Below are 13,476 nucleotides of genomic sequence, written 5' to 3' on the forward strand. Positions count from 1 at the left end.
AAAAGTAATAATTAGGTGTTGGGCAGTACATGTCAAAAAAACCATACCGCACTTTGGACGCACGGCCAAATTCTGAAAGCTTGGTCAAGCCTGGTGAGCTTGTAGACGTGATTGAGGTAACACCGCTGACGCTTAACGATCGGCGGATCTACAATCAGCTTTTGGAAAACGCTTGGGATGCGATCGACAAGCCTGTCAGCCATGTTATCCAGAAATCCATGCTGCGTGGGTCGCATAATTCGAACGACAGGGTAGGGGAGTCTATTGAGCGATTGATGTCCGCCATTGTGAAAGTGGAAGTTGTATGGGATGGCGAACCTGCGGTCGAGCGGGTCCAGTTGCTGGGTGGTAACGTGGAAACAGTGCGAAGCGATGGGCTAATTGAATACGAGATCCCGGCTCGGTTGCGCAAAATTATTTCCAATTCGACAGTTTTTGCCCGATTACAGCGCGAGATCATGTTCGCGCTGAGTTCGAAGTATGCGCTAACGTTATATGAGATCGTACAGAAGCGCGGCAATCTGCGCTGGCGCTCATCCGAGAAGTTTTCCGTCGATGACCTGCGCGGGATTCTAGGTGTACCAAAGGGGAAGCTAACCAACTGGAGTAACTTGAAGCTACGCGCGATCGAACCTGCAGTTGCTGAAGTCAATGCGCTGTCGGATTACATGGTGGCGATCGATCCAATAAAGACCGGGCGCCGTGTGACTCACGTCGAATTGCGCTGGTGGAAAAAGGACGGAGAAGGGCAGGGGGCTGCGGAACGCGCTCTAAAGTTTTCGTCCGTTGGACGTAAGGCAAAAGCTCAAGAACAGGAAGAAAACGTTCATGTGCCTGTTGCTCCAAGCATCAAACCGCGTCCGGCCTGGCTAGAAAAAAGAGGTGACGCCTTAAAGACCGAAACCTACGAAACTGCTCGTCTGCGCCATCCGGGGTATGACATCTACTACATTGAGGGCCAATGGCGTGATTGGTCAGCAGGAATGGAACCACCCAAAGACCCTGACCGTGCATTTCTCGCCTACATTCGGAAATTCGCTGAAGCCAACCCAATTTGACGGCCTTACGGCTTACCTACCGATTGACGATTCTTGACCTGATGACAGGTGTCTCCCAAGACGGAGAAGAATGCGCCCCGGAATCGTAAGCAGATGTTCGAATTTCTCGGCATTGTACGCAGTGACAATAAGCGGTGCGGAAATGTGCCCGCGCTTTCAATTGGTCGAACTCTGAATTTCAATCAGTCGAAGAGGCGACCTAGGAGTTTTTCGAGTTCTTCCCTCTGCTCGGCGTGCTTTTTCGGGTTGTCCCGGATTAGGCGCTCCAGATTGAGAAGCTTCCAACGCACGGCGGGAAGATTGGCGGCCTGCGGTCGATCTATTACGGCGAAATCCGGCGCGCCATCCTGCAGACTGAGCAAGAATTGGCTGGTGGGTTTGTCGAAGCGAGATTGGATATCCGCAATCAGTTGGTTGCGCGTCGTCAGTAGGTCATCCAGGCCGACGGCTGACTTAGTCATGCCCGCGAACTCACGCACATAAGGTTGATCTAGGGCAATCAGGTTGGGATTCAGCAATTCGTGTGCCGGACGTGCCGAACAGGCAATGTAGATCAGGAAAGTCCGGAACAGATCATCCGTTAGTCCTTCGTGTTCGTAGAGAAGCTTTACGTCATAAAGATCGCGTGGATGCTGGCGATCCACGGCTGCGTGAAGCTTGCCGCCGAACAAATCTTCGAATGAGACGATCTGCATTTCTGCATAGCCGAACGCATCTGCTACAGCGTCGGAGACCGCCCGGGTTTCGGGGTCGTGAACAACGCCGCGCGTGACTGGCGAGGTCTCGATTTTGACTTCTGCACCTTCCAGACGCGCAAGTACGCGGGTGGCCCCGCCGCCACCTCCCGTTATTCTTTGAGCCTTGGCCCCATTGATGCCCTGTTCGATCGACTTAGCGATACGATCCATGGCTTCGTTGATCTCGGCGAGGCTCTGTTCACGCTCTTTGATCGGCAGATATGTCAGGTCGATATCAACCGAGAGCCGCGGTAGTTCGCGATAGAATAGGTTGATTGCTGTCCCGCCCTTGAGCGCGAATATCTCTTCCTTCGCGACGTAAGGCAATACACGCACGAGAAGGGCGACCTGGGATTCATAATTCCTACGCGCCATTTTCTGCCCCTGTCGTGACGAACTCTTCGGGTACCATGATGCGATATCGCGGATGTATCCGACCCCCTTCGACCAATGCTCGATCCCCCTTCCCGAGATTGAAGGCGTCAGCATCAAGTCGTTTGCGCCAAGGGTGATTGTGGCGATCCGCAAAAACGAAGAAGAGGCGCCTGACCTTTATTTTTTTGCAGCTCAGCAAGAGTGCCGAGAGCAACTTAGGTCGTAGCGTCGTCAAGCCCTCGAACACCATGTCGAGGTTGTGAAAACTCTCATGGTCCGGCAATTCGTCAATGGCTTCCATAACCGCCCGCTCGGGGGTCGACATGCGCAGTTGCCAGTCCCACGGGAGGGAATTTTCAGATTTTATGTCGTTAATTGTCACACCAAGTGCCTGGTCAGCGAACAGCGACGTATTGCGCGTTTCTATAGGCGCATTGAGTGGCAGCTTCGTGAGCCAGTTGGGTATTTTGAAGCCATAGATCCAGACGGGGGCGTTGTTGCCCAAACGCAGGTAGTGGTCGTAGCCCAGTTGTGAGAGAGCGGTTTTGCCACCGACATGAATATCATAGCCCATGATATGTTGCATCGAGATCAGGCAGGCCTTCCAGTCAACGGTGTTTGATGCGGGCGGATTGGGAACAGGTCGGCGGAAAACGCCGCGGTGAACGCGTTCGAGCCAGCCCCGTTTCACATAGTCGCGAAAGGTTTCGTAGGCTATGCCATGGGCGGTGAGCCATTTGGCATCGACGAGATATCCCGCGGGCACTGAGTCGAGAACTTTCTTCAGATTTTGCGATCTTCCAGCGTTCATGACGCCCTAAATCATATAATTTCAAAGAAAAGGCAAGAGGATCTCTTTGAAAACTACATCTTTAAAGCGTCTATAGCGCTGAGAATAACACATTATTAAAAACACAGCGCCACGCGGAAACCCATCGGAATACCTGGGATAAATGGAAGATTCCGGTGCCAAGGGCGGAAAGCGGAAGTTCGCTGCATTCGCGCGACAAACTCTGGCAATTCAGAAAAGCAGTCATTCAGAACCATCATCCATTTTTCTGAACTCAAGTTGCGCAATGAATGTGCCGTGAAGCTAACGGCGAGGACTGTCCTTACACCAGTCGATCCGCCCTTGCTGGATCCAGAAGTGACACCGGCACTCATTAGTCTGCCGAACCGACGGTGAGATTGTCGGTCGCTTCAGCCAGTCTGACATGGCCGTCCACTTGGGCCTGCGGTTCTTACTGAGAGAAAGCTTGACGGTCTCGCCGCACCCTCCAGGGCAGCGGAAACAGGCCCATTTGTCGACGCCATCCCGAACAATAGTCATCTCTCCTGGCACGATCTGATCCGGTGTCGGGTGTGTGGGTGTTACTTTGGCGACGAGGTCACTTCGCGGTATCAGACGGAAGAGCTCGAGGCTCTTCCGCAGAATGTCGATCATCATGGCACTCACCCGATGCGATCCAGGAACGGGTCGACGTCGCCGAGCCCCCAGTATTCCTCGCTGCCGCAAACCGGACAGTCGGACCGGGGCTGCGCCGCTTGAGAACGCTCGAAGCCTTTGTCGAGCTTGCGATAGCGTTGCCATGTCCATCCACCGCTACCGCGGAAGTCGACGAGACCAGCAAGAAGTTCGTTCACCGCCATGGTGGCAGCCTCGGAGGTGAAGGTCACGACGGCCGGTGCCGGATTGCCCGCGCCGCGGACGTAGGCCTCGGTCTTCTGCCGTTCATATTCGGCGGGGTCCGATCGCTCAAGATCCTCTTCGCGGGCCCTGACGCGATCGACTGTGCCGCGGCAACCGTGGCACGCAGACGTGGGAAACAGCACGCTGACCCGCGCGGCCATCTCGAGGAGGCCTGGCTCACCGTCGTCACGGGGCATCAGGACTAGCCCGACATCGATGACCGGGATCAGGTAGAAATGCGCTACGCGGTTCAGGTAGAGGCGCCCGGCGTGATCGTCCGTACACCCGAAGATGACGTCGCAGGATTTCAGCGCGTCACGGATGTCCGGCGCATCCACCCAGCCGCTCATCGACCGGATCTCGATGTCGAGACCCATCATCGTCACCTCGCGCGCCATGACGTCGACCTTGGGCACCGCGTGGTCGGCATCCTTCCGGGTCGCGCCGTACAGGCGGTTCAGGTTGGAATGCTCGACCACGTCATCATCGATGACCACAATGCGCCCCACGCCGAGGCGAGCGAGGAGTTGGACCACCGGGCTTCCGGTGCCGCCGCAGCCAACCACGGCAACGGAGAGCTGTTTGAGGAGGCCGTTGATCTCCGGGCCGAATGCCAGTGCCTGTCGGGCCAAAGTTTCCGACGGGGGCGGCACGTCGGTAGACTGGATCTCTATCCGGGTGCCGATGGTAGTCATGCGATGACAGGGCAGAGGTGTCATGTCGTCTTCCCAGACCCGCGCCCGGTACAGGCTGTCACCGACCTGCACGACGCTCACCAGACGTGTCCCCTCACCGTTCCGGTTCCGGGCCATGGTGAAAAGGTCGCACTCGTTGCGATCGTCTTGTTCCGAGAAACCATCGAAGCCTCCTGGGTGACTATGAACGATTGCCGGCACCAAGCCTTCCTCCTTGGCGCGGCGACACAGCTGAGCGAAGGAGTTCGTGTTCCAGGTGACATGCTTGTCGCTGGCATCGACGCGGTCCTCCTGCGGGATCGCGATGACCTCGTAGGACGTGTAACGGGTCCGTGGCTCGAGATCCCAGGGATCCTGTGCGATCTCGCTCTTGCCGAGCAGCATGTAGGCGGCGCCTTCGTGCCCACGGGGGTGCGCAAGCAGCGCCTGCAGCTTGTCGCGGTGACGGGCATGGAGAGTGATATCGCTGCGTTTCATGCCGCCACCTCCAGGGCCTCTTCGACCCGCTTCAGCATGGTCCAGATGCCGTCAATGCCGGGACGCCACTGGTTGTTGTGGCGAGACCAGCGCTGCCAAGTCTGGCCAGCATGAGTCTCCCGCACCTGCGTGCAACGGGGCTCACGCTGGCCGGCAAGGAGCTTGAGATGCGGCACGGCGTAGAACATGTCGGGCGCGACCTCGGGATATGAGGGCGGCAGCAGGATTAGGATATCCGCCAGGGCGACCTGATACTTGCCTTCTGGCAGCGTGATCCCAGTAAGGATCACGCCCTTCTTTCCGCCTTCGATGACCTCGCGAACGTTGATGCCGCGCGCCTCAAGGTAGCGGCGATCCTGACGGGGGAGGAGGCTCATGCCGCACCCCCTTCCGTGGTCTGGGGCACGCCGGTGAAGAAGTGCTCCAGGCCCGCATCCGCGAGGCAGATCAGATCTGTATCGCCAACCAAGATGTCATCCTTGCCGGGGATCACCTGCCAGACGGCGAACTTGGCGGGATCGACCCCGGCCAGCTTCTTGAGCACGCGCCCGCTGATGACCTTGTGGCCCCACTCGAGACGCTTGCCATCGATGTCGAAGCGGAAGGATTCCGCGCTCGGGAAGACCAGGAAGCGCTCAACCTGGCCGGGACGCAGATCCGTGGTTTCCTCGAGGCGCAGTTCCTCGAGTTCACCGTTGCGCAGCACCTGGAACACGAGGTGCTCTTCGGCCTTGCGAAAGCTTGCTTCTTCGATGATCTGGCGGCCTGTAGGCGTCGGATCCTCAATGACGGCGTCAGTGAACTTCAAGTCGTGATCCCCGACTTCGACTTTGTAGGGTCCGTGATCGCGGGGTTTGCAGCCTGCCTTCAGCGCAGCTAGCAGGTCTTCGATTTCGGTGTTTTCTGCAGTCATGGCAGCAAATCCTCTTTTTGTCTGCTCGACGCCGGTTGTCGGCGCCTTCAAAGGTGTATGCGCGGCAAAAGAGGGTTCGCGTTCGCAGCCTTTAGAAGTTTTTTTGATTTTCTTGACTGCGGAGTTTCGCTTGGTGCGCATATAACTTTGAAGAGCAGCGACGACGGCGATCGGCATGGCGAAAGACACACCCGAGGAATTCCACACCCTCAAAGAATTCAATGACGAGCTGGACCTTCTTTTCCGCGATGACGTCGCGCTGAGAAAGCTCCTCCAGAAGTCACGGAACTGGTGCATTCGGAACAACCGGGACGGTGACGAAGAAGAGGTCCTCCAAGAGGCCGTCCTAAGGGTGATGAAGAGCGAGATCACCGGGACGCGCCGGTGGCCCAAAGGTGTTGCGCTTATGGACTTTCTTTCCGGTGTGACGCGTAGCATTGCGTCGGAACGCCCCAAAATCGGGTTTCGCAAGAACACCGACAAAGACATGGATGCTTTGGAGGACATGCCTTCGTCCAGCAATCAAGAAAGTGAGCTTCTCGAGAAGGAATACATGGCACGTTTTATGGCGCTCTTCGAGCGCTTCATAGCGCTTTTTGAGAAGGACGAGGATGCACAGCTATACCTCCTTGCTCTGGAAGAAGGGCAGTCGAAGTCTGAGATCATGACGGGCTTTGAATGGGACGAAAGGAAATACAACACTGTGGTGCAGCGGATTAGAAGGACACGAAACGCCCACCCGGAAATGAAAGAGATGCTTCATGGCGAAAGATAAAAGAACTTTTCAAGATCGCCTGGCGGAGGAAATCGACAAAGCAATCTCCGTGGCGTCAGACGAGGATGTTCGGAAGGAGGCTGAAGAGGCCGGGGAAGATATTGCCGCTTTCGGTGATCGCATGAGAGCTTGGCTGGAGAACGCGAAAGACGAGGTCGCCGAAATGGCAATGAAGGAAGCGAAGGTCGCCGCTGACAAGGATCGTGCGATGCGCGACCAGAATGTCGTCTCCATGACCTGGCGTACGCCAGGGAGCAGACCCGACAGCTTTATGCCGGATACGATAGCCGCGCGGCATGGAAAGAAGCTGTCCGAGAGAGACCGAAAAGGGATTGAGAAAGACTTGGAAGATCTGTTCGACGATGATGCGTGGCCGGATAAAAAGGGCGACGATGAATGACCCATTCTCCGCGTCGTGCTGAGGAGATCCTCCAGGCGCTGCGCTTGAAGCGACCTGAAGACATTAACCTTGAAGCCATTGCCTGGCTTCAAGGTGCCAAGGTCGACTATCGGGAAATGGATGGATGTGAAGCTTGCATCCATGGCCGAGCCGACGTCGGCCGCGCGATAATCGCGGTGAACGACGCTCACGGAAATCTTCGGCGCCAGAGGTTCTCCCTTGCACACGAACTGGGGCACTGGGAATGGCATAGGGGAGAACATCTGTTTTGTGCCAAAGAGGATATCGGGGGTAGTAAGGGGCGGGAACGAGGGTTGTCTCGGGAGAAGGGTGCGAACCGGTTCGCCTCAGAGCTGTTGATGCCAGAGTTCATGCTCAAGAGCGCACTGAGCGACTTCAAGAAACTCGACATGCGCACCGTGCGTCTTCTTTCAGACGCCTTTTCTGTCAGCAAGACGGCCATGGCATATAGATTGGTGGATCTTGACTTCGAACCGAGCCTTCTGGCTTCTTACAGCCGCGGGGGCCTAAACTGGTTCAAGCGATCAAAGAGTGTCGGGGAGCGGTGGTTTCTGCGGCGGACCCTCGATCCGCAAAGCAATGCCTACGATATTCTGCATAAGGGTGCCCGAGACGACATCTCGCTTTCACTTATGGACGCGGATACTTGGTTCGATACCGAGGGCGCCGACCGACATGAGTTATGTGAGCAGTCATTCCGCGTAGGAGATGACGAGATCATGACGCTGTTGGTTCTCAAGAGTGAGTATATGATGGCGCGCTAAAAGATATAGAACTCAATGGATTAGCCACTTGAGTAGGATTCAGCGTGTACCTAGACCAGCCTCACGCAGATCTAAATTTTCCCATACTATACTGACGTGATGCCTCGGATTGCCGTTCTAGCATACGTTCGTAGACTCGGCGCTCCTTTTCTAGATCACGCGTCTGATCGTCTTGTGCTTGGGCCTTTGGTTGGTTGCTCTGCATCACATTTTGATCCATTTCATGGTCCATCGTTGCCTCCCCACCAAGCATGATCACTTTGATGCAATGGCCCGTTCAAATCAAGACTTGCCTTGACGGAACGTAATAATAGGCAAAATATTGTGTTGATAACTATGGAAAGTTTCCTTCATGCGAAGCCGTGTCGAGCTAGTTTTTGGTTTGGTTGGTCCAATCGGATGCCCGATCCACGAAGCGAGCGAAAGCCTTGCAGCAACGCTGAAGAAGATGGACTACACCCCGACAACGATTTCTCTCAGCAAGGAGATGGATCGACTACTGACTGCCAAGGGCACAGGCTTTGCGGAAGCTCCCACATCCGTACTCCACAAAAAGATCAAGAAGGGCAATGCGGTTCGGGAGGCGTTTGGCAATAATGCCGTTCTTGCATCCGAGGCTATCAGGCAAATTGTCGATTTTAGGCGCTCCGCCGCTTCGGCAAGCGGCGAAACAGATGAGGCAAGACTGGATGAGCAAGCCGTTGTACCGCTTGATGAGCATGCATTCATCATCGACCAACTTAAGTTGCCCGAAGAGATTGAGCTTCTCACAAAGGCGTTCGGAAAACGCTTTGTGCAGGTCTCAGTTGTCACCCCTTTGGAACAACGAAGACGTTCGTTGATCGGAAGAATTCGGACTGAACAACATGGTTGGGACAATGAAAGATGTGAGCAGCATGCGGATCAGTTGATCGCCATCGATCAAAACGAAAAAGCCGAAGACCGAGGTCAGCGGATTTCAAAAATCTTCCATCTCGGAGATGTTTTCTTCGATGGAACCTCTGAAGCATCAATTGAGCACTCCAGCCAACGATTCATCAAAGCATTCTTCGGAAGAAATAACGTGGCGCCAACTTCAGATGAGTTCGGTAGCTACATGGCCAAGGCTGCTTCGCTGAAGTCAGTTGATTTGTCGAGACAGGTCGGTGCGGCTATCTGCACCCCGTCGGGCGATCTTATTTCTATTGGATGCAATGAAGTTCCAAAGTACGGCGGAGGCAATTACTGGGACGAAGAGGAAAACAAGCGACGCGACATTGATCTTGGGGGTGAAGCCAACAAGAATGAGATCAACCGCATGATCTTTGATTTCCTGGGCATCCTGAAGAAGCAAGGGCTAATAACCGAAGACCGTACAGTTGAAGAGATCTTGAACGACCCGGATCATCGAAAGGCTATCAAGAAGTCGCTTGTTTCAGGTGTCACTGAGTACGGGCGTATGGTTCATGCTGAGATGAATGCACTTGCGGACGCTGCGCGTCTTGGTAGGTCTGTCAAAGGTTCGACCATCTTTGTGACGACATATCCGTGCCATAACTGCGCAAAGCATCTCGTGGCATCAGGTGTCGAACGAATTGTTTTTATCGAGCCGTACCCAAAGAGCAAAACTGAGAGCCTGTTTGAGGATATCATCGTGCCGGACACGCCCGATGCAGCCACAGTTTCGATCGAACATTTCTATGGCATCTCTCCGCGACGTTACCGCGACATTTTTGAGAAGGGGAGCCGACAGACTGACGAGGGAGAGGTCGAAAAATGGTACGAAGGGTGCGCCGCTCCTCGCCTAGGCAACATAGAAGTTGGGGGCACTCCGCGAGAGCTCTTCGCGATAATTGAAAACCTCTACAGTTAGTTCTGCCATCAGTCACTGTCTTGCGTCGCATTTGCTCAGCGCAAACAGGGCGCGATTTGGCATTTTTCATGACATTTGCAGCTTATGGAAATTGAGCATGTACACGCGGCTAATGTGTCGAAAACGGAGGCAACCGCAACATTGCGGAAGTTCCAGATTGGCTCGACGTCATGCGGTATAAAAATTGTCTTCTTCGAACGGGCATTCTTCCCGTAACATGACGGCACCCCGCTTCACCGAGTTATCTTCTGTCCCAAATACTTCCACCGAGTGGCGACAGCGGGTGCAGGTGATGACCAGCCCTGGTACTGTCCCGTAGTCGCCATCCAAATCCTCTTCTGAAATGTCGATGGGTACACGCATGACCTGGCTTTCTGTTACGACGATTCACGTCTTGAAAACTGGATGACCGATCCCCCTGCAGGGGAACTGGTTTCGCGCGAAGCATCGGATTTCAGGGTCAGAGACACCACATCACCGGTCTTCTTGCTAAACCAGCCAGACGGGAGATTGACCAGGTTCTCGATATCACCGGGGTGCATGGTGAACTCGACGGACAACAAATCTTCTTTGGTACGCGTGCCGGAATCCACGATAAGGCACAAAGCATCACGCAGCACACGCGGCTTTGGCACCGCCCATTCCTTGTCCATAGGTTCCTGCCGGTTCCAGCCTTTGGCAGAATAGGTTTTATAGAGCTGCGTTGCGTGGTCCTGAGGGATGATTTCCAGATCGACTAGGCGCTTGATTTGGGCCTTTACAGATACCCGCCAGCGTTCTTTCAGCGACAGCAGCCCGGCCAGTGAATAATTCGGAACCTCCGGGACATAGGTGGTCTGAGGCATCAAAAATGCGCTGGCGAACCGGAAAGCCTGACGCTCGATCTCCTTCAGATCGTCGCGCAACGCTTCGGCGCTGACGCTCCTATGCAAAACAGCATGGCCCAGTTCATGCGCCGCATCCATCTGGCGCCGAGGTAAATTCATCTTGTCTGAAGAAAGCAATATGTGAGGCCGGTCTTCCGATTTCGACCAACTGCATACTCCGTCCAGCTTTGAGGTGCCCATCTCGATAGAGCCGACAACACAACCGATCTTTTCTAGCACGGCAACAACATTGGTGCAGGGGCCTTCCCCCAACTGCCAATGGGCACGCAGCTCACCCGCAATGTCTTCAATATCCTCATCCCGGAGCTGGCTGTAGCTGGCTCCGTCCAAAACGTCAGGGACATCGAGTTCCGGAAAATCCACATAGTGCTGCAAGACATCGCTAATCTCATGCAACCAGTTCACCTGGGATGCCTGATATTCGCGGTCGCGTTTTAGTGTGCTGACCAGCTTGCGGTAAAACATCGGGCGCGGGCTATCGAATACAGGGCGCAAAAAGAATTCGCGCCGAACGCGCAAAGCCTTAGCAAGCTCTGCCAAGGCATCCGCTTCGGGCGCTTGTTTGCCGGTTTCCCAACGCGATACCGAGCTAGGGCTTACGCCCAACATGCGGGCCAATTCTTTCATACTTTGAACGCGCCGAGCTGCGCGGGCCTCAACGAGGCGTTCCGGCACGAAGCCGGGTGTTCCCACACGCATTTTTCCCTCCTGTCAGTGCCGATGGCACCCTTTACGCCTTACCGTCCTTTTCGTCATCCGTAGATGGCGCTTCTGGTGGCACAAAGGTCTTTATTGTGCGTTTCAAGCGGACAGCACCGCTGGCAGGCGACGCAGGAGGTGTGGGAAACGGCGAGCTAGGTTCCGACACATCCCCATCATCCGCGAGGTACTGGTCGATCCGTTCGTAAAACAGGTACTGTTCATAATCTGAATCAATGACCCCGATGGCCAGTTCTTTGATCTTGCCCGCCTGTTCGGGATCACGGGCAAAAAGAAACAGAATGCAGATATCTCCGACTTTGGGTGCAGTTCCGTCAAAGTCGAAGTGCGGCGAGAGACGATAGTTCAGTGTAACGCCAGCCTTCCGAGATTTGTTCTTCACCGGCAGCTTGTTGGGTTCCGGCATGGCGGCGAGGCCAAGGATGAATCCTTGCCCTCCATGTTCGAAGCGCATGAACGGTTGGTAAACCTTGAAATCAGTGCCGGGGATGATGCCGCCATCAAGAAGCGAACCGCCATGAAGCTCGCAGACTTCCTGAAATCCCTTTTCCATCATGTGAAATCGAGAGAGGCCTTCCAGCGCCCGTGCGCGTCGGGAATCGAGGCCAGAATGATCCTGGATCATCCGGTGCGCTTTGAGCGCCTCACCGCGCAGACGGTCTTCAAGGTCAATGACAAGGCCGCGATAAATGGCGACTGGAAAGCGGGTTTTCACAAAATCCCCCATGACTGCTCCGATTCTGCGATATTGCGTTTTTAAGGATTTTTGCGTTCAGAGTTGCGTTATGTCAACAGGGCAGTAGTTCGACGAGGCACATTTAGTGGATCAACCCGATGGGTAAGCCGCATTTGTCCTATTCGTGGGTGCCTTTGGAACCAAGGTCTGCTTTTGGCAACGCGGCAATGCAGCGTCTTGATGATGACGAACGGCGGGTATGGGCCGTCCGCAACAATCCCTCAGACTGAACTTTCGGCTGATGCTGCAATGCATCCGATGGCCTCGAAGAGCCCATTTTGCTCAAGCGACGCCGTGCAGCGAATGTCTGGTTGTCTATGCGCGGCCGCACTTAGCGCAAAGCCCAGTTGTGAGATCAAAGTGTGAGGTCCCAGGTTTCTTGCACGCTCTCACTGCCAAAGTGATACCCGGAAATGCGCTCTGTCAAAGTAAATCCGAATCTAGCGTAGAGCGCGCGTGCGACTACCTGTGTCTCGTGGGTCATTAACGTCATGCGTTTGAACCCTGATGCACGCGCGTGATTCAGACAGATCGTCATTAAACGCTTGCCCAAGCCCATTCCGCGGGCCTCGGGTTCCAGAAAGAATAATCGCAGTTTCGCGACGCCGGGTTCTTCTGTATTCATGCAAAAAATTGATCCAAGCCGCGTCTCGCCGCTATGAGCAATAAAGGCGCGGTTTCCATCAATGCCTTGGATCGGCAAAAAAGCCGCAAGGATCTGCATGACGAGCATCTCCATGCGGTAATCAAATTTATAATCTGTGTAATAGGTCTCGGCGTGCCGATTGACGACCCATCCGGCGTCGCCTGGGGTTAAATCGCGAAATTCGACTGGACCCGGCAGGTCAAATGATCTCACCGCCTGCTCCAAAGCCCGGGCGACGCGCCCTGCATCTGCCCCATCCAATCGCTTGTGGACCTCAAGCGCCATCCGGTCGACAAGCTCGCTAAACTTCTGGTGCCCAGATTCAGTAAGATGAAGTTCCTTTTGCCGTGCATCATGTTCAGAAGGTTTTCTTAGAATCCATCCGGATCGCTCAAAGTTCTTCAAGATACGACTGACATAGCCTTCGTCGAGGTCCAGGGCATTGGCGATCAACCGGGCAGTTGAGCCATTTTGCACTCCGATCTCATAGAAAACCCGCAGTTCTGTGAGGTTCATTCCACTACCGCCGTAGTCGGGGGAGAACAAACCCATTCTCTGTGTGTAGAACCGATTGAAGGCGCGAATTGTCGAGATGTGATCCATTCTGCAATTCCATTTACTTGATAAATTCAAGCAAAATAGAATTACTTGATTATGTCAAGTAAAAGCGCAATACCGTAGTGCCAGCGCAATTTCTGTGTCCCCGAGAGTACAATGGTTAAGCTCGTGT

At 54.7% G+C, this 13,476-nt stretch carries 15 protein-coding genes; 5 read left to right on the plus strand and 10 right to left on the minus strand.

Annotation, left to right across the window (positions count from 1 at the left end):
- The first annotated feature begins 107 nt into the window (after window positions 1–107).
- Window positions 108–1,058 carry a RepB family plasmid replication initiator protein gene (locus ACR0JR_RS19030; RefSeq protein ID WP_480457487.1) on the plus strand — a complete coding sequence of 317 codons (951 nt, stop codon included), beginning with the start codon at window positions 108–110 and terminating at the stop codon, window positions 1,056–1,058.
- A 182-nt stretch (window positions 1,059–1,240) separates the two neighbouring features.
- Here ACR0JR_RS19030 and ACR0JR_RS19035 read toward each other — a convergent pair whose 3' ends face one another.
- The 6 genes from ACR0JR_RS19035 to ACR0JR_RS19060 form a co-directional block, all read right to left on the minus strand.
- A complete protein-coding gene (locus ACR0JR_RS19035) occupies window positions 1,241–2,170 on the minus strand; it encodes a nucleotidyl transferase AbiEii/AbiGii toxin family protein (RefSeq protein ID WP_480457488.1) in 930 nt (309 codons plus the stop codon).
- Complete coding sequence (locus ACR0JR_RS19040; protein WP_480457490.1) at window positions 2,160–2,981, minus strand: type IV toxin-antitoxin system AbiEi family antitoxin domain-containing protein; 822 nt, start codon at window positions 2,979–2,981, stop codon at window positions 2,160–2,162. The genes ACR0JR_RS19035 and ACR0JR_RS19040 overlap by 11 nt, the downstream gene beginning before the upstream one ends.
- A gap of 282 nt (window positions 2,982–3,263) precedes the next feature.
- Window positions 3,264–3,617 (minus strand): ubiquitination-like system serine protease family protein, encoded by a 354-nt coding sequence (locus ACR0JR_RS19045; RefSeq protein WP_480457562.1) that lies wholly within the window; start codon window positions 3,615–3,617, stop codon window positions 3,264–3,266.
- A gap of 5 nt (window positions 3,618–3,622) precedes the next feature.
- On the minus strand, window positions 3,623–5,032 hold the full coding sequence (locus ACR0JR_RS19050; RefSeq protein ID WP_480457492.1) for a ThiF family adenylyltransferase: 1,410 nt from the start codon (window positions 5,030–5,032) through the stop codon (window positions 3,623–3,625).
- Window positions 5,029–5,409 (minus strand): E2/UBC family protein, encoded by a 381-nt coding sequence (locus tag ACR0JR_RS19055; RefSeq protein WP_480457493.1) that lies wholly within the window; start codon window positions 5,407–5,409, stop codon window positions 5,029–5,031. Before ACR0JR_RS19055 ends, ACR0JR_RS19050 begins: the two co-directional genes overlap by 4 nt.
- Window positions 5,406–6,122, minus strand: a complete 717-nt coding sequence (locus ACR0JR_RS19060; protein ID WP_480457495.1) for a multiubiquitin domain-containing protein — start codon at window positions 6,120–6,122, stop codon at window positions 5,406–5,408. The genes ACR0JR_RS19055 and ACR0JR_RS19060 overlap by 4 nt, the downstream gene beginning before the upstream one ends.
- Here ACR0JR_RS19060 and ACR0JR_RS19065 point away from each other — a divergent pair.
- The 4 genes from ACR0JR_RS19065 to ACR0JR_RS19080 all read left to right on the plus strand — a co-directional run bounded on the left by ACR0JR_RS19065 (window position 6,121) and on the right by ACR0JR_RS19080 (window position 9,757).
- The gene (locus ACR0JR_RS19065; RefSeq protein ID WP_480457497.1) at window positions 6,121–6,720 is read left to right on the plus strand and encodes a hypothetical protein; all 600 of its coding nucleotides are present in this window, start codon (window positions 6,121–6,123) and stop codon (window positions 6,718–6,720) included. The genes ACR0JR_RS19060 and ACR0JR_RS19065 overlap by 2 nt on opposite strands.
- Complete coding sequence (locus ACR0JR_RS19070) at window positions 6,707–7,120, plus strand: hypothetical protein (RefSeq protein ID WP_480457498.1); 414 nt, start codon at window positions 6,707–6,709, stop codon at window positions 7,118–7,120. Before ACR0JR_RS19065 ends, ACR0JR_RS19070 begins: the two co-directional genes overlap by 14 nt.
- Entirely contained in the window at window positions 7,117–7,905 is a 789-nt protein-coding gene (locus ACR0JR_RS19075; protein ID WP_480457500.1) for an ImmA/IrrE family metallo-endopeptidase, read from the plus strand. Before ACR0JR_RS19070 ends, ACR0JR_RS19075 begins: the two co-directional genes overlap by 4 nt.
- A gap of 352 nt (window positions 7,906–8,257) precedes the next feature.
- Entirely contained in the window at window positions 8,258–9,757 is a 1,500-nt protein-coding gene (locus ACR0JR_RS19080) for an anti-phage dCTP deaminase (protein ID WP_480457501.1), read from the plus strand.
- Window positions 9,758–9,925: 168 nt separating this feature from the next.
- Here ACR0JR_RS19080 and ACR0JR_RS19085 read toward each other — a convergent pair whose 3' ends face one another.
- From ACR0JR_RS19085 to ACR0JR_RS19100, 4 genes are all read right to left on the minus strand, one after another.
- Window positions 9,926–10,120 carry a hypothetical protein gene (locus ACR0JR_RS19085; RefSeq protein WP_480457502.1) on the minus strand — a complete coding sequence of 65 codons (195 nt, stop codon included), beginning with the start codon at window positions 10,118–10,120 and terminating at the stop codon, window positions 9,926–9,928.
- Window positions 10,121–10,134: 14 nt separating this feature from the next.
- Window positions 10,135–11,343 (minus strand): XRE family transcriptional regulator, encoded by a 1,209-nt coding sequence (locus ACR0JR_RS19090; protein ID WP_480457504.1) that lies wholly within the window; start codon window positions 11,341–11,343, stop codon window positions 10,135–10,137.
- 31 nt (window positions 11,344–11,374) lie between these two features.
- A complete protein-coding gene (locus tag ACR0JR_RS19095; protein WP_480457506.1) occupies window positions 11,375–12,091 on the minus strand; it encodes a hypothetical protein in 717 nt (238 codons plus the stop codon).
- Between the two features lie 364 nt (window positions 12,092–12,455).
- On the minus strand, window positions 12,456–13,349 hold the full coding sequence (locus tag ACR0JR_RS19100) for a helix-turn-helix domain-containing GNAT family N-acetyltransferase (RefSeq protein ID WP_170727899.1): 894 nt from the start codon (window positions 13,347–13,349) through the stop codon (window positions 12,456–12,458).
- Window positions 13,350–13,476: the final 127 nt, after the last annotated feature.

Source organism: Ruegeria sp. AA3, from assembly GCF_056542905.1.